At 63.7% G+C, this 16,638-nt stretch carries 16 protein-coding genes; 2 read left to right on the plus strand and 14 right to left on the minus strand.

What is annotated here, in order from left to right; translation table 11 throughout:
* Nucleotides 1-22 precede the first annotated feature (22 nt).
* From ABTW55_RS06150 to ABTW55_RS06215, 14 genes are all read right to left on the minus strand, one after another.
* Complete coding sequence (locus tag ABTW55_RS06150) at nucleotides 23-1,471, minus strand: GGDEF domain-containing protein (protein ID WP_033653356.1); 1,449 nt, start codon at nucleotides 1,469-1,471, stop codon at nucleotides 23-25.
* Nucleotides 1,472-2,241: 770 nt separating this feature from the next.
* Nucleotides 2,242-2,487, minus strand: coding sequence for a DUF2274 domain-containing protein (locus ABTW55_RS06155; RefSeq protein ID WP_000108283.1), 246 nt, complete (start codon nucleotides 2,485-2,487; stop codon nucleotides 2,242-2,244).
* A complete protein-coding gene (locus ABTW55_RS06160; protein ID WP_003092274.1) occupies nucleotides 2,484-3,764 on the minus strand; it encodes a TrbI/VirB10 family protein in 1,281 nt (426 codons plus the stop codon). Before ABTW55_RS06160 ends, ABTW55_RS06155 begins: the two co-directional genes overlap by 4 nt.
* A 2-nt stretch (nucleotides 3,765-3,766) precedes the next feature.
* Nucleotides 3,767-4,759, minus strand: a complete 993-nt coding sequence (trbG, locus tag ABTW55_RS06165; protein WP_000776560.1) for a P-type conjugative transfer protein TrbG — start codon at nucleotides 4,757-4,759, stop codon at nucleotides 3,767-3,769.
* Complete coding sequence (gene trbF / locus ABTW55_RS06170; protein ID WP_001211312.1) at nucleotides 4,756-5,460, minus strand: conjugal transfer protein TrbF; 705 nt, start codon at nucleotides 5,458-5,460, stop codon at nucleotides 4,756-4,758. Before trbF ends, trbG begins: the two co-directional genes overlap by 4 nt.
* Before the next feature lie 18 nt (nucleotides 5,461-5,478).
* On the minus strand, nucleotides 5,479-6,846 hold the full coding sequence (trbL, locus tag ABTW55_RS06175; RefSeq protein WP_023093366.1) for a P-type conjugative transfer protein TrbL: 1,368 nt from the start codon (nucleotides 6,844-6,846) through the stop codon (nucleotides 5,479-5,481).
* Entirely contained in the window at nucleotides 6,843-7,169 is a 327-nt protein-coding gene (locus ABTW55_RS06180; RefSeq protein WP_014603538.1) for a hypothetical protein, read from the minus strand. The genes trbL and ABTW55_RS06180 overlap by 4 nt, the downstream gene beginning before the upstream one ends.
* Before the next feature lie 12 nt (nucleotides 7,170-7,181).
* Entirely contained in the window at nucleotides 7,182-7,925 is a 744-nt protein-coding gene (trbJ, locus tag ABTW55_RS06185; protein WP_003092277.1) for a P-type conjugative transfer protein TrbJ, read from the minus strand.
* On the minus strand, nucleotides 7,922-10,372 hold the full coding sequence (gene trbE, locus ABTW55_RS06190; RefSeq protein WP_000933135.1) for a conjugal transfer protein TrbE: 2,451 nt from the start codon (nucleotides 10,370-10,372) through the stop codon (nucleotides 7,922-7,924). Before trbE ends, trbJ begins: the two co-directional genes overlap by 4 nt.
* 12 nt (nucleotides 10,373-10,384) lie before the next feature.
* Nucleotides 10,385-10,654: a VirB3 family type IV secretion system protein gene (locus tag ABTW55_RS06195; protein WP_003092280.1), complete on the minus strand. Its 270-nt coding sequence runs from the start codon at nucleotides 10,652-10,654 to the stop codon at nucleotides 10,385-10,387.
* Nucleotides 10,651-11,037 carry a TrbC/VirB2 family protein gene (locus ABTW55_RS06200; RefSeq protein ID WP_000150010.1) on the minus strand — a complete coding sequence of 129 codons (387 nt, stop codon included), beginning with the start codon at nucleotides 11,035-11,037 and terminating at the stop codon, nucleotides 10,651-10,653. The genes ABTW55_RS06195 and ABTW55_RS06200 overlap by 4 nt, the downstream gene beginning before the upstream one ends.
* Complete coding sequence (gene trbB / locus ABTW55_RS06205) at nucleotides 11,034-12,104, minus strand: P-type conjugative transfer ATPase TrbB (protein ID WP_023093367.1); 1,071 nt, start codon at nucleotides 12,102-12,104, stop codon at nucleotides 11,034-11,036. Before trbB ends, ABTW55_RS06200 begins: the two co-directional genes overlap by 4 nt.
* On the minus strand, nucleotides 12,101-12,577 hold the full coding sequence (locus ABTW55_RS06210) for a ribbon-helix-helix protein, CopG family (RefSeq protein ID WP_000085131.1): 477 nt from the start codon (nucleotides 12,575-12,577) through the stop codon (nucleotides 12,101-12,103). Before ABTW55_RS06210 ends, trbB begins: the two co-directional genes overlap by 4 nt.
* Nucleotides 12,574-14,571 (minus strand): conjugal transfer protein TraG, encoded by a 1,998-nt coding sequence (locus ABTW55_RS06215; protein WP_001163195.1) that lies wholly within the window; start codon nucleotides 14,569-14,571, stop codon nucleotides 12,574-12,576. Before ABTW55_RS06215 ends, ABTW55_RS06210 begins: the two co-directional genes overlap by 4 nt.
* A 305-nt stretch (nucleotides 14,572-14,876) precedes the next feature.
* Between ABTW55_RS06215 and ABTW55_RS06220 the strand changes: the two genes are divergently transcribed.
* A complete protein-coding gene (locus ABTW55_RS06220; protein WP_023093368.1) occupies nucleotides 14,877-15,782 on the plus strand; it encodes a LysR family transcriptional regulator in 906 nt (301 codons plus the stop codon).
* Nucleotides 15,783-16,063: 281 nt separating this feature from the next.
* The gene (locus tag ABTW55_RS06225; protein ID WP_000043569.1) at nucleotides 16,064-16,594 is read left to right on the plus strand and encodes a hypothetical protein; all 531 of its coding nucleotides are present in this window, start codon (nucleotides 16,064-16,066) and stop codon (nucleotides 16,592-16,594) included.
* Nucleotides 16,595-16,638 lie beyond the last annotated feature (44 nt).

Raw genomic sequence — 16,638 nt, forward strand, 5'->3', positions numbered from 1 at the left:
GCCGGCTGCCCAGCGTCGAGCCCTAGCGGAACAGGATATGCTCGACGCTGTTGCCGCTCACCACGTTGAACGACTCCACCCGATTACGCCCCTGCGATTTGGCGCGATACAGCGCGATATCCGCCATATTCATCAGTTGCTCCAGCGATTTCACCTCATTCATTGCCAGGCTGGCGACGCCGACGCTGATGGTGATTTTCAGCGTCTGTTTGCCTTCCGCCTGCAGTTCCGCCTGCTCCACCAGCCGGCGCAAATGTTCCCCCAGCGCCACGCCCTGCGCCGCCAGCGCGCGCGGCAGCATGATGGCGAACTCTTCTCCGCCCAGGCGGCCGAACAGCTGATCGTGCCGCAGCTCGCGCCGCACGATGTGCGCGAACGACGCCAAAACCTGATCGCCGGCGCTGTGGCCGTGCGTATCGTTGATCTGCTTAAAATGGTCGATGTCGATCAGCAGTAGCGACACCGCTTCTTTCGAGCGGTGCTTGTGTTCCAGCAGCTCGCCCGCTTTGCGCGTCATCGCGCTGCGCGCCAGCACCCCGGTCAGAAAATCGTGGTTGGCGCTGTGCTCCAGACGCCGCATCAGCTTGCGGTTGGCGGCGATGGAGCTGGCGAGGATCAGCGGCCCCATCACCAGCATGGCGATGCCCAAGCGGGCGGACATCAGCGTGTCGAGGAAGGCGTTGTGGTTGTTCGGCGTTTCGTACAGCACCAGGTTGGCGGAAATGCTGCTGATCTCGGTCATGCCGGTCAACAACGTCAGCAACGTCACGGGGAACAGCGGGTAACGCACCGCGCACCACAGCAGCGCCGGGATCGGGAAGGCGATAGCGCCCGGCCCGCCGATATAGACGCTGAATATCAGCGACAGCAGCAGCGCCAGCAGCGGCAGGCAGCCCTTCAGGCGCCAACGCACCTGCATGCGCAGCAGCTGCTTCAGCCGCGGCGCCGCCATCAGCACCGGCAACAGCAGCAAGGTCGTCGAGAACTGCTCGCTGAACCAGGCTAGCCAGGCGACCACCACCGTGTTGTTGTACAGGCTGTCGTTGCGCAGCACCGACAGCGTCGACGCCACCGCCGCGCCGGCCAGGCTGGCGCTGAACATATAGAGTATCGCCTGGGGTTTGCCCATGCGCCGTTGAGATTGGGGCAGCATCAGCATGATGCCGTAACCGACGGCGATCAGCGACATGTTGCAGGCGTTCAGCCACAGCGCCAGAGACCAGCCTTCGCCGGTGCTGAGATCGGCGGCGACCATGCCCAGATAGGTGGTAAGCCAGCCGAGCGGCGTGGCGTAAACGGGTTTTCGCAGCAGCAGGCCGAGCAGAATCGCATTCACCGGCCAAAATAAGGAAAGCGAGCCAATCGGCCGGCTAAGAATACCCACCAGGGAAAGTAAAAAGGCCAGCATGAAAAGATTGATCAGCTGAACCGTTAGCGGCAGGCCATGCCTGGCGTTTATTCTGGCGTTCATCGCCTCGCCCATATTTTGCTAATAACCAGAATAATAATGTGCATACTCTCTCGCCCGGCCAGTGAGGGATAGTCAATCCGAATTTCAACCAAAAAAGCCAGACAAATCAATAATAAAAAGCATTAACATTTAATTAACAGACTTTTCTTAGCCTGATGCGCCTGCGGCGAACTCCCCCCGCATAGCGTCAGCAAATAATGCCCACTCTGCTGTCAGCATAGCGCATAGCGTAATAGGCCGCCGAGGGCGTTAATTACATTAATAAGTTTATGGTTATTGGTCGTTGAATGCTGTTTGAATAACTGCGCGATTATTTTCCTGCAACTGGGCCGCCCGTGCAATAACAACCCCAAAAAAGCCCGCATAGCGCGGGCTTGCCTGAACAACAGCAAATCGACAGTTACAACACGGCCATGCCTTGCATGCCCGTGCTGCCGCGCAGTATAGCGGTGCAAGCTTAAGCAGACCTTAGCAACAAAAAAGTGCCGGTGTCAATTCTTTCGCGCAAATCAAGAAGGACTTGAAACCGTATATGGGACAGTAGGTTAGCTCCTTTCGGGGCCGCTTAGAAGAAGAGCGGCGTTGTCGGCTAGGAGCGACATAGGAGCGTTGGGAGAGAAAGCCGCATCGCACTGTGTAGTGCTGGATTGCCGAGGAACGGCGGGCCTGTCGCATCATCATAGCCCAACAGGCTCGGCGGCATCCAGAATGAAGAACGCGCAGCCTGGGCTGCGCGTTCGATGGATGCCGTTGAATAGCATGCGGTGCAATCATGGCGGCTTCGGTGGTGTGCTGCGGGTCGCCGTGCCCTTCCTGAATCCTCGATCCCCCGCCATGAACGCTTCCAGCATATGCGGGATCAGCGTCGCCGCATCAACGGCCTCGCCATACGCCTGCGCGTGTAGCGCGGCGTAGCGGTCGAGGTCGACTTTCAAGCTGGTCGGGCAAACGAAAGTCAGCTTGGTGCTCTCGGTCTTCGGCAGCGGGCCGAGCCGCAGCTTCTTGGTCGTGCTCATCGTGAAGTCCCCCGGTTGAAGAACAGCGGCTGGTACGGCCGCAGCACCAGATCCCGGTTGACGATGATGCGAACCGGCAGGCCCGGCCGTTGCGTTAAGGTCGGCTGGATGTTGAGGTTGCGCCGGGTCATCTCCTGGCCGACCTGATTGATGCTGTCCTGCGCGCTGTCGCGCCCAGCGATGATGACGCGATCACCATCCTGCCGGTTCTCCGGCGCGGCCAGCTCGGCACCGACGCCCAGCAGCGTGGTGAGTGCCGCACCGGCAAAGATGCGGCCCCAGTGGTAGTCCACATCGTCCTCCAGCCCGGCATAGCCGGCTGGGTCGGTGCCGGCCAGGTTGTCGAGCGTGAGCGAAGACGTGTCCGGCAGGATGATCCGGTTCCAGACGACTTGAACGCGGCTCTGCCCGTAGCTGACCTGGCTGTTGTATTTGCCCAGGATGCGCGAACCCTGCGGAATCAGCAGGAAGCGCCCGGTGGCTGTGTCATAGACCGGCTCCGTCACCGTGGCGATCACGTCGCCGGGCAAGTCCGACTTGATGCCCGTCACCAAGGCACCTGCGACCACTGTTCCGGCCATAACCTGATACGGCGAAATTGGCAGAGTCAGATTGCCGGAATTACGGGTTTCAGTGGGGCCAGCTTTCATGAAAGCCTCTTTCTGGTCTTGCCGGTTTTGCACCGCTGTCGGGTCAGCAGGTTGGGCCGCCGTGGAGGCCGGCCCGGCCGCCAGCGGGTCAAACGCCGCATTGGCGGCGAAGCCCGGCGCAGCGGCCACCTGTGTCTGCGCTACCGGCGCCGCATTCTGCCCACCCGAGCGGAAGAACACGGACGAGGCCGCGGCCGCCTCGGCTTCTTTTCGCAGGGCATCGTTCGGGTCGTGACCGGGGGCCGCGTAGGCAGCCGTCGCCGGTTGCTGCGACTTCACGATAGCCGGGCCAAGATCGCCCGGCAGCGGTGGCCCTAGTTCGGGAACGGCAGGCAGCAACGCCGGCGGCAGCTTGGAATAGTCCGTCGGCAGCGCATCCAGTCCTTCCGACTTTGACACGCGATCGACGTTGTAAAGCTCGGTCTGCTCGCCTGTGCTGCGTCGATGAGGTTGCAGCGACCACATCAGCGCGCCGAGCACGGCGACCGCTAGGACGCCGGCAAGGATGGCCAGCGAGCGCCGGTTCAGGCGTGTGACTGGACGCGGCTGGGCGCGCAGCGCCACTGCCTCCGGCGCCACCTTGTCCGCCTGCGGCGCGGCAAGGTCGGGAGTGTCATCCTGGCTCATGGTCAGTTCCTCCGTGCAACACCATCGGTGCGCTCGATCCGCACCACGTCGCCGCCATCGCCGCCCAGCCGCAGTTCGGCCGCGCCGAACAGGCGATCCACGACGTAGTACGGCGAGCGAAAACGGTAGTTCACCAGTTGCCCGTCGCCCTGCGCGCCGATGACAAACAGCGGCGGCAGCTCGCCCTGGGCGATGCCCGGCGGGAACTGGATATAGACCTTCTCTCCATCATCGAAGGCGCGCAGAGGCTTCCACGGCGGGTTGCTGCCCGATACCGCGTAGCGGAAGCGGATCTTGTCCAGCGACAGGCCCGTATCGACAGGCGTTGTTGCCTGCGCTGCCTGCGCCTGGCGCTGCAACGCGAGCATTCGGTCTTTCGGATAGTCCCAGGACACCGACGCCATCCATGCCCTCTCGGTCGAGGTCAGCTCCAGCAGGTAGGTGCGCCGACTGGTGGTGATGACGAGATTGGTTTTCAGACCGGAGCGGATAGGCTTGACCAGCACATTGACGCGCAGATCGGCCCCGCCGCCGCTGGACGTGTCGCCCACGATCCAGCGCACGGTATCGCCGGCGGCGACCGTTACCAGTTCCTCGCCCGGTTGAAGCGAAACCACCGTCACGCGCCCCGGCGACGCATAGACCTGATAAAGCGCGCCATCGGTGAACGGCCACACCTGAATCGCGTTGACGTAGCCCTCACGGGTAGGCGCGATACGCGCTTCTGCATTGGCACGGGAAACGCGCACCTTTTCGTCGGCCGGCTCCGGCGCAACGGGGGCCTCATCGAGTTCCGGCAGGGGCTTCAACTGCGCCGGCAGCGCCAGCGGTTCAGGGACGGCGACGACTTCGACGGGCTTGGGCGGTTCGGGCAACGGCTGGGCCAGCACCGTCTCGTCGAGCGAGATGGATGGCGGCGGCTTCCCCTGCGAGGCGCAGCCCGCGAGGGCCAGCAGCGTCAAAGGAACAACGTAAAGGCGGAAACGAAGTTTCATGGTTTGGCTCCTTCGGAAGAATCCAGTTCGCGGCTCCATGACAGGCCGTTGACGTAGATACCCAATGGGTTCTTGAGCAGGCGCTGTTCAGTACGCGGGGTTTGCAGGACGGTCGAAAGCACGGCGTTCCAGCGTTCGGTGCCGGCGGGCGCACCGTTGACATAGCGCTGCTCTGTCCAGCGCACGTTGAAAGACGTGTCGCTCGCGCGAACCACGCTGGTGATTTGCACCGTTACCGATTCCTTGCCGATGCGGGCGAATGGGTCATTGGTGCGGGCGTAGTCGTTGAGCACCGCCGCGCCCTTGTCGGTGGTGTAGTCGTAGGCATCGAGCCAGTTCTGCCGCACCACGATGGGGTCGATGGACAGCGAGCGAACCAGCGTCACGAAGCGCGCCAGGTGGTGCGCGATCTGCGCGTCGCCGGGCCGGTACGGCGTGGCGGCCTCTCCCACGGCGCGCACCTGCCCGGCTTGATCGACCTCGATGACATAGGGCGTCACGATGGACTGCGCCGAGCGCCACACCAGGCCGCCGGCCATCAACAGCGCGAGCACTAGGCAGCCGAAGGCCATCAGGCGCCAATTCTTCGCCTGCACGCGGGCGGAGCCGATACGGTCGTCCCACACCTGGGCGGCGGCTTGATACGGGGTGGCAGGCTGCGGCGTATCGGCGTAGCGCACCTGCGGTCGTTTGAATCGCATGGGTGTTCTCCTTGAAGGTTAGGTATCGGAATCCCGCAGGCTCGGGCCTTGCCCGGAGCCGCCGCCGTCGCCGCCGCGCAGCGTGTGGGCGGCAGTGGTCGCGGCATGGGTAGCCTGCTGGCGGCGGTGCATCCGCTTGGCCCAGGCCGGTTGCTGTTGCTTCTGCGAGCCTGCGGTGCCGTCTGCGGTCTGGCCGGGGCCAGCACCGTCGCTGCCGGCTTCTGTGCCGTTCCAGCCAGCGCGGAAGGAGTCGGCCACCTTCTGCCCAACAGCGGAAGCACCAGAGGTGACGCTGCGGCCTGCGGCTTGTGCGCCAGTCTTGGCGACATTGCCGAGGCCAGCCGCCGCGCCCTTGGCACCGCCGCCGGCCGCAGCGGAACCGGCCTGGAACGCCGATCGGGCACTGCCGGCCGCCGAAGTCGCGGCACGCGCACCGGCACCGGCCAGCTTTGCGGCCGCCGGGGCCATTCGTGCCCCGGCCATGACGGCGCCGCCCACGCCCGTTACGGCGGCGCCGATGGCAACGCCGGTGCCGACAGCCCCGACCGCAGCACCAGCCATCGCGCCCGCACCAAGCTGTGGCGCACCGGACACCAGGCCGGTGGCGATACCGGGGCCGAAAATGCCCAGCGCCAGCAGCGCGAGCGAGGCCAGCATCACGACCAGCGCGTGGTCGATGGATGGTTCGTCGGGATGCACCTGGAACTCGGCGAACAGGCCTGAACCGATGCCGACGATGACGGCCAGCACCAAGACCTTGATGCCTGACGACACCACGTTGCCTAGCACCTTTTCCGCGAGGAACGAGGTCTTGTTCCAGAGTGCAAACGGGATCAAGACGAAGCCGGCGAGCGTAGTCAGTTTGAACTCGATCAGCGTGATGAAAAGCTGTACGGCCAGCACGAAGAAGCAGAGGATCACCACCAGCCAGGCGATGAACAGAACCACGATAGGGTCGATGTTCACGAACACCTCGGGGAACCCAGCCATGTCCCCGATCTGTTCCAGAATCGGCGCGGCTGCGTCGATGCCGGTCTTCGCCAGCCGGCCCGGCTGAAGGAAGTTCTCCATCGTGATGGCCGAGCCGGTAGCGGTAATTCCCAAGCCGGCGAACGAGCGGAACACGATGCTCGCCAGCCAGTTGAAGTTGCCGATGATGTAGGCGAACGCGCCGACACAGAGCACCTTGCGCAGCAGCTTGGCGATCACGTCGTCGCCCTGGCCGGTGGCGTGGCTCATGGCCCAATACAGGCCAGCGATCGTCATGTCGATGACGATGAGCGTGGCGGTGAGAAATGCCACTTCGCCCTGCAATAAGCCGAAGCCCGAGTCGATGTAGCGCGAGAACGTATCGAGGAAACGGTCGATGATGGTCACGTCGTTCATGGCGAATCCTCGGGCGGAGTGAGCGGAACGGCGCCCTCTGGCAATTCATCTGCGGGCGTATCGAAGCTCGGCGGAATCGGCGGGAGTTCAGCCAGCGAGTTGTATTCATCCGGCCCGGTATGGCCGGCGAAGAAGCGCCGCCGGAAGGCTTCAGCGGCGGCGCGGCAGGCATCCTCGCCCACGGCCTGCCGGTCGGCCGCGCATTGCCCGCGCAACGCCTTGAGCCGCACCGGATCTGCGGCCAGGGCGTCGGCCAGGTTCTCGGCCGGCTGCTGGCCGCACGCGGTCAGCAGCACGGCCATCAGGACGGAAGCGCATCGCATGGCCGCCTCCGGTCAGTTGTTATAGAAGTTGACGGACTGCGGCGTGTACGGCGTGCCGGTGCCCAGAAAGCGCCGCCGCACTTCGCGGGCGCGCTCCATAGCCGCCGCTTGCCGCGCCAGTTCCAGTGAAGCGGCCCGGTCTTGCGTGATCTGGAGCTGCTGCGCCTGGATCGACTGCTTGGCCTGCAAAGCCAGGAGCTGGTTCGTCGCCTGCATCGCTTGCAGCGCGCCGGTGGCCGACTGGCTCTGGCTCACGAGATCGGCCAGCGCGCTTTCGTCTTGGGCGAGGTTCTGCGACACCTGCGCCTGCATCCGCATCGCGGTGTGCAAGCCGTTCAAGGTGTTCTGCCAGCGTTCGCGGGCGTCCTGTGCCATGCGGTCGCCGCTGATGGTGGCGGCGTACTGTTCCGGGTACAGGCGGGCGAACGTGGCATCCATGCTCTGCACGTCGTAGGCCAAGCCGCGCGCCTCGGCGATCAGGCGCTCGGTGGTGGCGAGCGTCGAGCGCAGGCGGTTGACGATGTTGAAGTCGAGATTTGCCAGGTTCCTGGCCTGGTTCATCAACATCTGCGCCTCGTTCTGAAGCTGGTTGATCTGGTTGTTGATCTGTTCCAGCGTGCGCACGGCGGTCAGCGTGTTCTGCACGAAGTTGGACGGGTCGAACACCGTCAGCGCGGATGCGGGCTGCACGGCCAGCAGCGATACCGACAGCACGGCAGCGAGTGAGACAGAGAGCAAACGGGGCTTGGTCTTCATGGTGAAACCTCCAGCGGTTGAGAAGCGAGAAAGGAAGCTGCCGCCGGAGCGGACGGCAGCAGGTCGGCGGCCCAGCCGAGGCCGCGATGGCGCAGCCACGCGCCGGCGAAGCCGGGAGCGCCGGCCTGCGTCAGCACGCGGTCAATATCGCGTTGGTCTTGAGGGGTGGATGCGCCCGCGAATGCGAGCGCGACAGGCCCCAGGTCGAGGTCGAACAGGCGATTGCCGAGGCGCGACTGGTAGTAGTAATCGCGCTTGGGCTGTGCGGTCGCCACGATCTCAATCTGGCGGCTGTTCAAGCCGAAGCCTTCGTAGATCGTGCGAATCTGCGGCTCGGTGGCCTGCGGGTTAGGTAAGAAGATCCTGCTCGCGCAGCTTTCGATGATGGCTGGCGCGATGGTCGAGTCCTTGATGTCGGCCAGCGACTGCGTGGCAAAGATGACGCTGACGTTCTTTTTTCTGAGCGTCTTGAGCCATTGCCGGATGCGGGCCGCGAAGGACGGCTCATCGAGGAACAGCCACGCTTCATCGAGGATCAGCAGCGTGGGCGCGCCGTCAAAACGTTCGTCGAAGCGGGCGAACAGGTAGCGCAGCACTGCTTGCACGGCGGCGGGGCTGTGCATCAGTTCTTCCATCTCAAAGCCCTGCACGTCGGCCATGCCCAGCCGGTCGTGGTCAGCGTCCAGCAGCTTGCCGTGGGCGCCGCCCAACACATAGGGCGCGAGCGCTTGGCGCAGCGCGTTGGACTGCAATAACACCGACAAGCCGGTCATGGTGCGCTGCTCCACTGGCGCACCGGCAAGGCTTCGCAGCGCCGACCAAATGGCAGCCTTCTCGTCCGGGCCGACCGTCACGCCTTCGTGCAGCAGCCGGCCCTCCACCCATTCGGCGGCCCAGGTGCGGTAGCCCTCGTGGGCTATTCGCGCGAGTGGCTGGAAGGCGATGCCGCCATCGGCACCGAGGTCGTAGTGCTCACCGCCAAGGCCGAGGATGGTGGCGCGCATCGAGCGCCCCATGTCGAAGGCGAAGATCCGCGAGCCGAAGTAGCGCCGGAACTGCATGGCCAATATGGCGAGCAGCACCGACTTGCCCATGCCGGTCGGCCCGGCGACAAGGGTGTGCCCCACGTCGCCGATGTGCGTCACCAGCCGGAACGGCGTCGCGCCATCGGTGCGGGTGACGATCAGCGGCGGGCCATCGAGGTGTTCGTTCTTCTCCGGCCCAGCCCATACCGCTGACATCGGCATCATGTGCGCCAGGTTCAGCGTCGAAACGATGGGCTGACGCACGTTCGCGTATGCGTTGCCGGGGACGGACGACAGCCAGGCATCGACTGCGTTGAGGGTTTCGGGGATGGTCACGAAACCCCGGCCCTGGATGACGCGCTCCACCATGCGCAGCTTCTCGTCGGCCACGGCCGGGTCGGCGTCGAGCACCGTCACCGTGGCGGTGAGGTAGCCGAAGGCGACTTGATCGCTGCCCAGCTCCTGCAAGGCGGCATCGGCGTCGGCGGCCTTGTTGCTGGCATCGGTATCGACCAGCGGGCTTTCCTGCTGAAAGATCGTTTCGCGCAGCAGCGCGATGACGTTCTTGCGCTTGGCGAACCATTGGCGCCGCAAGCGCCCCAATTCCCGTTCCGCCTCGGCTTTGTCCAGGCACAGGAAGCGCGTACTCCAGCGATACGCAAAGCCCAGGCGGTTGAGGTCGTCCAAGATCCCCGGCCAGGTCGAGGTCGGGAAGCCTCGTACCGACACCACGCGCAGGTGCTGATCGCCCAGCATGGGCGCCAGGCCGCCGACCAGCGCGGCATCGGCCAGCAGTGCGTCGATATGGAACGGCACGTCGGGCACGCCGACGCGATAGCGCCGCGTGGAGACTGTGGCATGCAGGTAGGTCAGCGTCTGGCTATCGTCCAGCCAGGCAATCTCCGGCATCACACCATCGAGCAGGTCGAACACGCGATCGGTCTCTGCCACGAAGGAATCAAGCCGACCACGCCAGTCCACACCCTCAGTGGGCCGGTTCTCGTACAGCATCCCAGCCGCACGGGCGCGAGACTCTTGCGGCGGTAGGTGTTGCAACGTGAAGTGATAGACGCTCTCGAAATGGCCATCCGACTCCTCGAACGCCGCGCGTCGCTCCTCATCCACCAGCCAGGACAGTGGTTCGGGAAAGGAGGATTGCGGATAGCTCGATGCCCGCATCCGCTCGGCCTCGATATAGAAGGCCCAGCCAGACCCGGTACGGCGAAGCGCGTTGTTCTGCCGCGCCGACGTGGCAATCAGCTCGCCCTGTGTCGCACTGTCCAAGTCGGGGCCGCGAAACTGGAACGTGCGTTGAAACGAACCATCTTTGTTCAGCACAACGCCCGGCGCGACCAGCCCGGCCCAGGGCAGCCAGTCGGCAAGCAAGGCCGGGCGCTGACGATATTCGGCAAGGTTCAGCATGGCGTCCTCCCCTCACACGTCCAGAAGCGGGCGGTGTTTGATATGCCGCGCGAAGACCTGCATGAACTGCGGATCGACGCGCGCACCCCATACGGCCAGCGAGTGGCCGACGATCCAGAGCACCACGCCGGGAATCCACAGTTGCAGGCCCAGCCCGACGGCGGCGGCTAGCGTGCCGTTGGCAATCGCCACGGTGCGCGGCGCACCGCCCAGCAGGATCGGCTCGGTCAGCGAGCGATGCAGCGGCACTTCAAAGCCCGGAAGATCGGTGGCCTTACTCATACGACGGCCCCTCCGGAGAAGCTGAAGAACGACAGGAAGAACGAGGACGCGGCGAACGCGATGGACAGGCCGAACACGATCTGGATCAGCTTGCGAAAGCCGCCGCTGGTATCACCGAACGCCAGCGCAAGCCCCGTCGAGATGATGATGATCACCGCCACGATCCGGGCGACTGGCCCTTGGATGGATTCGAGGATGGAGGTCAGCGGCCCTTCCCACGGCATCGAGGAACCGGCGGCCTGCGCCGTGCCCGCCAGCAACAGCATCAGCGCGGCCAGCAGCAGCCCTTGCCCTGCGGGACGGGCCAGGTGGCGCAGCCGCGCCATGCTGGACAGGCGAGAAATAGGATTTACGGAAAGACGGAAAGCATCAACGTGCGTCATGGCAGTTCTCCAGGTTGGTCAGGGGTCGAGGAAGGCGCAGCGGCAGCGGCTGCAAGAGGAACCGGCGGCAGCTCGGGAAACGGCGTTTCCAGCGCATCTGTCAGGCGATAGCCCGCACCGTCGAAGCCGACGACACGGGAGATGGTTTCGACGTGACGTTTGCGGCCACGGCCTGCGATGTGAATCACCACGTTGACCGCCTCGGCGATCAGGGCGCGGGGCGGATTCACTGCCACTTCGAGGATCAGTTGCTCCAGACGCAGCAGTGCGCCCAAGGCGGAGCCGGCATGGATGGTGGCAATGCCGCCGGGGTGGCCGGTGCCCCAGACCTTCACCAAGTCCAGGGCTTCGCCGCCACGCACTTCGCCGACGATCACGCGGTCAGGCCGCAGGCGCATCGTGGCCCGCACCAGCTCGGTCATTGTGACGACGCCGGCGCGGGTGCGCAGCGGCACATGGTCGCGGGCCGCGCATTGCAGCTCGATGGTGTCTTCGAGCACCAGCACGCGGTCGCCTGTGGCGGCGATCTCGGCCAGCAGCGCGTTCGCCAGCGTGGTCTTGCCGGTGCTGGTGCCGCCGGCGATCAGGATGTTCTGCCGCTCGCGCACGGCGCGGCGCAGGAACTCGGCCTGCCCGGCGGTCAGGATGCCGTCGGCCACGTAGCGATCCAGGCCGATGATGCTCACGGCCCGCTTGCGTAGCGCGAAGGCTGGCCCCGGGGCGGCCGGAGGCAGGATGCCCTCGAAACGCTCGCCGGTTTCCGGCAACTCGGCGGTCAAGAGCGGCTGGCCGCGATGCACCTCCGCGCCGACATGCGCGGCGACCAGGCGGATGATGCGTTCACCATCGGCCTCGGGCATCTCCACGCCCAGCGGCGAGCGACCCGACGACAGCCGATCCACCCACAGGGTGCGATCGGGGTTGAGCATGATTTCCACAACATCCGGATCTTCGAGCGCAGCGGCGATCAGCGGCCCCATCGCCGTGCGCAGCATCTGGATGCGGCGATCCTGGGACGCCGCGGCGGATGAGCGAGATTCAGGCGGAATCTGCGGAACGGCACTCATGACGCACGCTCTGCAGCTCGCTCATCGGCGGACGCCATCGCTGCTGCGTCATCCATCCGCATCGGATCGGGGTGCAGTTCCTCCACCACGTCGCGCACCAGACTGCGGCCACGCAGCAGGTGGCGACCCAACTGCTCGACGAACTGCTCGAAGCGCGCTTTGCCCTGGGCGCGGGCCGCGTCCTTGTGGGCTTCTGGCACCGGCGTGCTGATGGTCAAGAAATAGCGGATGAACAGCGCCAGCGTTTCGATCTGGATGTTCTGGTCGCGCTCCATGCGTTCGGTCTGCCGCGACAGTCGATCCAGCCGCTTGGCAATGGCGGCCTCACGCTGGTCGCCCGCATCGGGTGACAGCCAGGACGCCAAGGCCGCTGCGACGATGGAGGACTTGGACACGCCTTTCTTGGCGGCAAGTTCATCCAGGCGCTTGGCGTGCTCGGGCTGGATGAAAAGATTGAGGCGGTATTGGCTCATAGGTCGATTCCGTCGTTGGGGTCGAGAGAAGCCAGCCGGGCCGTGCGCTGCATGGCCGGGTCGAGCTGGCCGGGAAGCGGGAGCGCCAGGTCGTCGTCATCGAGCAGCTCCAGGTCGTTCGCACACGCGTCCAACTCGGGCTCGTAGGCGACGGTTTCGGAGAGTTCGAGCTGGCGGCGCGGGCCGCCGTCATCGGTGCCGCCCGGACCATCGGCGGATACCGAGGTCGGCGCCGTAGGTACGGCCGGGATCGCCAAGCCGCTCCAGTCGTCGGGGCGGGCTGGCGGCGCGTCGGCGTACCTCCCGACTGCGAGCACGGGCGGTGGCAGGACGCGATCCTTGAAATTGGCGTCGACGTAGTAACGCAGCTTCTTCGCGCGGATCGGGGCAACGCTGGACACCATGACTACGGCGTCCTCAGGTGGAAGCTGCATCACCTCGCCGGGCGTCAGCAGCGGACGTGCAGTTTCCTGACGCGACACCATCAGGTGCCCCAGCCACGGAGCGAGGCGGTGGCCCGCGTAGTTGCGCTGCGCGCGAAGCTCGGTGGCGGTGCCGAGGGTTTCGGAAATCCTTTTCGCCGTCCTTTCGTCGTTGGTGGCGAAAGTCACCCGGACATGGCAGTTGTCGAGGATGGAATGGTTCTGCCCATACGCCTTGTCGATCTGGTTCAGGCTTTGAGCGATGAGAAAGCTGCGGATGCCGTAGCCGGCCATGAAGGCAAGCGCGGACTCGAAAAAATCGAGGCGACCCAGCGCCGGAAACTCGTCCAGCATCAGCAGCAGCTTGTGCCGGCGCGCGATGCCATCGCTGCCGTCGAGCGATTCGGTCAGCCGCCGCCCGATCTGGTTCAAGATGAGCCGGATCAGCGGCTTGGTGCGGCTTATGTCGGAGGGCGGCACCACCAGATAGAGCGATACCGGGTGCTCGGCGGAAATCAGGTCGGCGATGCGCCAATCGCAGCGCGATGTGACTTCGGCCACGGTCGGGTCGCGGTACAGGCCGAGAAACGACATGGCGGTGGAGAGCACGCCCGATCGCTCGTTGTCCGACTTGTTGAGCACTTCGCGGGCAGCGGATGCGACAACCGGGTGAGGCGCATCGCCCAGGTGCTTCGTCGTCATCATCCGGTGCAGCGTCAGCTCGAACGGACACGCCGGGTCGCTGAGGAAGTTGGCGACGCCGCGCAGCGTCTTGTCCTCGCCTGCGTACAGAACATGCAAGATTGCACCGACCAGTAGCGCGTGGCTGGTCTTCTCCCAATGATTGCGCTTCTCTAACGCACCTTCAGGGTCAACCAGAATGTCGGCGATGTTCTGCACGTCGCGCACTTCATGTGCGCCGCGCCGGACTTCAAGCAGCGGGTTGTAGGCGGCCGACTGCCTATCGGTGGGGTTGAAAAGCAGGCAGTGCGAAAAGCGCGAACGCCAGCCCGCCGTGATCTTCCAGTTCTCTCCCTTAATGTCGTGAATGACGGCGGACGCCGGCCACGAAAGCAACGTAGGCACCACCAAGCCCACGCCCTTGCCCGAGCGCGTGGGTGCGAAGCTCAGGACATGTTCCGGCCCCTCATGTCGGAGGTATTGGTCGTCGTGTTGGCCGAGGAAGACGCCCGCCGGGAGGGTCAGTCCAGCTTTGCGGATGTCGACGGCATCGGCCCAGCGTGCCGAACCATAAGTCGTAACCAGCCGCGACTGCCGAGAACGCCATACCGACATGGCGATGGCGACGAGTAAAGCGAACAAACCGCTACCACCCGCAATCGCACCGCCTGTGTCGAAGACGTGCGGCGCGTAGGCATCAAAGAAGAACCACCATTCGAACAAGCGCCACGGGTGATAAACCGGTACACCTAGAAGATCGAACCAGGGCGATCCGAGGCGTACTTGATAGCCAAGGGTCGCTGCTGTCCATTGTGTGGCGCCCCAGACGCCGGCGATCACGATGCCGATTACCACAGCGATCTGGCCGAACAGAACGTTCGTCCCTTGCATGACCTGTCCTCCGATTTCTCCTGCGCTGGTGTCTCATTGAAAGCGTTGCACAGGGGGTGTCGCAGGCGTCAGGATCGGTTCTGGGCTAGTGCCGGTCAAAGACCGTTCGCAGCACAATGGTCGAGGGAAAAGAAAGAATGAGCGCGGTGGCGAGTCAAAGAAAAGCGCCGCAAGCGAAAGCGCACTGCGGCGCATACAGAGTTCCAAGCAAGTTACCCAAAAAAAGCCGTCAATGGGCCTTGCTTCCACTCATAGGCAATATTTAGATATCATGAAAAACGATGATATTTAAGATTGGAATAAAAATGAAAAATATCAAGAGTATGGATCTCAACTTGCTCAAGGCGCTGGACGCATTGTTAGACGAACGCAATGTGACACGGGCGGCGGCCCGTCTGGGACTAACCCAGCCGGCCTTGAGTGGCATGCTGACGCGGTTGCGCGAGAGCTTCGGTGACCCGCTTTTCGCGCGCTCGCAGCGGGGTATCGTTCCAACGCAGCGGGCGCTGGATCTAGGGATGCCTGTCAAGCAGGTGCTCGCCGAAATCGACGCGCTGCTCCAGCCACCTTCCTTCAATCCGGCCACCGCACAACTGACCTTCTCCATCGCCGCGACGGACTATGCGCTGCGTGCCGTTGCTGTCCCATTTCTATCGGCACTTAAACGGCACGCACCGCGTGTACGAGTCTCATTAGTGCCAGTCGAGAGCGGGCAGCTACAGAACCAGCTTGAGCGCGGTCAGATCGATTTAGCCCTCCTGACGCCAGAGATCACTCCGCCAAATCTGCATGCCCGAGAGCTGTTCAAGGAACACTATGTGTGTGTCCTGCGGGAAGACCATCCTGCGGCTATGGGGCGCAAGCTGACCGTTAAACAGTTCTGTGCTCTCGACCATGCGCTTGTTTCCTACGATGGTGGAGGTTTCCGCGGCGTCACCGACGATGCGCTAGAACAGTTGGGCAAACGACGCAGCGTCACACTGTCGGTCAAGAGCTTTCTGATCTTGCCAGACATCCTGCGTGCCAGTGACATGGTTGCGATCTTGCCGAGCCGCTTGGTCGCCGGTATGGACAAGCTGGCTATCTCCCTGCCGCCGGTGAAGATACCGGGGTTCACCAAGACGGCTGCTTGGCACGAACGCACCCATCACGATCCAGCACATCGCTGGATACGAGCACTGCTGTTCACTTCCTGTGCTAACAACAAGTAGGCAAGATCGCTCCTATCGTCATGCTCAGCACAACTCTACCTCGCACTACAAATAAGCAATCAGTCGGCTCAATTGGAGACGCGCCCTTTCGTAGCGCCGCTGCGAGATAGCCTAGTCGGTGGATGGCAGAACCTAGGCCTTGATATCATATTTTATGATATCAAAAATAGAAACTTAGGATTTCACTTATTGCAGATGGAGGCTCATGATTTGCTCCATGACCACTTGAATGACGCAGCCACCCCTGTTGCGTCATCGACATTTTGTGAAGGAGCTTCGATATGAGCAAGCAACAGAACGCCATCCTCTGGCCCGAAGGCTACACGCCGGGCTTTACTGAGAATTTCGCCTCCAATGAGATCATCGCCGCCGGCTTGAGCGCGGCCGACGTATGGCCTCTACTCGTCACACCATCGCTGTGGCCAAGCTACTACGCCAACTCGGCTAACGTGTGCTTTCATGACGGCAAAGGCCCGGTACTGGCCGACGGCGATCGGTTTTACTTCGAGACCTTCGGCTTCCCGGTAGAGGGGCAGTGCAACGAATACGTGCCACCTGCGGATGGGCAACCCGGCCGCGTGGCCTGGCACGGCTGGTCCGGCGAGGAAGGCACAGATACGCGCCTGGATGTGCATCACGCCTGGCTGGTTGAGAACCTGGACGGCAGGCGCGTGCGCATCCTCACGCAGGAAACTCAGAAGGGCAAACCGGCCGAGGAGCTGCACAACGCCAAACCCAACCCGATGATCAACGGCCATCAGGACTGGCTCGACAGCTTGGTCGAGGCAGCGCGCAAAGCCAAGCAGGCGTAGTGGTCTCCGGCCGCTTGATCCCAAGCGTCTGAACGGAGAAAACC

Source organism: Serratia sp. SM04, assembly GCF_040280225.1.
GTDB lineage: Bacteria > Pseudomonadota > Gammaproteobacteria > Enterobacterales > Enterobacteriaceae > Serratia > Serratia sarumanii.

Excerpts from the sequence above, each read along its gene's own strand:
- ABTW55_RS06150 (WP_033653356.1), bottom strand. The coding sequence starts at position 1,471 with ATGAACGCCAGAATAAACGCCAGGCATGGCCTGCCGCTAACGGTTCAG.
- ABTW55_RS06155 (WP_000108283.1), bottom strand. The coding sequence starts at position 2,487 with ATGAGCACGACCAAGAAGCTGCGGCTCGGCCCGCTGCCGAAGACCGAG.
- ABTW55_RS06160 (WP_003092274.1), bottom strand. The coding sequence starts at position 3,764 with ATGAGCCAGGATGACACTCCCGACCTTGCCGCGCCGCAGGCGGACAAG.
- trbG (WP_000776560.1), bottom strand. The coding sequence starts at position 4,759 with ATGAAACTTCGTTTCCGCCTTTACGTTGTTCCTTTGACGCTGCTGGCC.
- trbF (WP_001211312.1), bottom strand. The coding sequence starts at position 5,460 with ATGCGATTCAAACGACCGCAGGTGCGCTACGCCGATACGCCGCAGCCT.
- trbL (WP_023093366.1), bottom strand. The coding sequence starts at position 6,846 with ATGAACGACGTGACCATCATCGACCGTTTCCTCGATACGTTCTCGCGC.
- ABTW55_RS06180 (WP_014603538.1), bottom strand. The coding sequence starts at position 7,169 with ATGCGATGCGCTTCCGTCCTGATGGCCGTGCTGCTGACCGCGTGCGGC.
- trbJ (WP_003092277.1), bottom strand. The coding sequence starts at position 7,925 with ATGAAGACCAAGCCCCGTTTGCTCTCTGTCTCACTCGCTGCCGTGCTG.
- trbE (WP_000933135.1), bottom strand. The coding sequence starts at position 10,372 with ATGCTGAACCTTGCCGAATATCGTCAGCGCCCGGCCTTGCTTGCCGAC.
- ABTW55_RS06195 (WP_003092280.1), bottom strand. The coding sequence starts at position 10,654 with ATGAGTAAGGCCACCGATCTTCCGGGCTTTGAAGTGCCGCTGCATCGC.
- ABTW55_RS06200 (WP_000150010.1), bottom strand. The coding sequence starts at position 11,037 with ATGACGCACGTTGATGCTTTCCGTCTTTCCGTAAATCCTATTTCTCGC.
- trbB (WP_023093367.1), bottom strand. The coding sequence starts at position 12,104 with ATGAGTGCCGTTCCGCAGATTCCGCCTGAATCTCGCTCATCCGCCGCG.
- ABTW55_RS06210 (WP_000085131.1), bottom strand. The coding sequence starts at position 12,577 with ATGAGCCAATACCGCCTCAATCTTTTCATCCAGCCCGAGCACGCCAAG.
- ABTW55_RS06215 (WP_001163195.1), bottom strand. The coding sequence starts at position 14,571 with ATGCAAGGGACGAACGTTCTGTTCGGCCAGATCGCTGTGGTAATCGGC.
- ABTW55_RS06220 (WP_023093368.1), top strand. The coding sequence starts at position 14,877 with ATGAAAAATATCAAGAGTATGGATCTCAACTTGCTCAAGGCGCTGGAC.
- ABTW55_RS06225 (WP_000043569.1), top strand. The coding sequence starts at position 16,064 with ATGAGCAAGCAACAGAACGCCATCCTCTGGCCCGAAGGCTACACGCCG.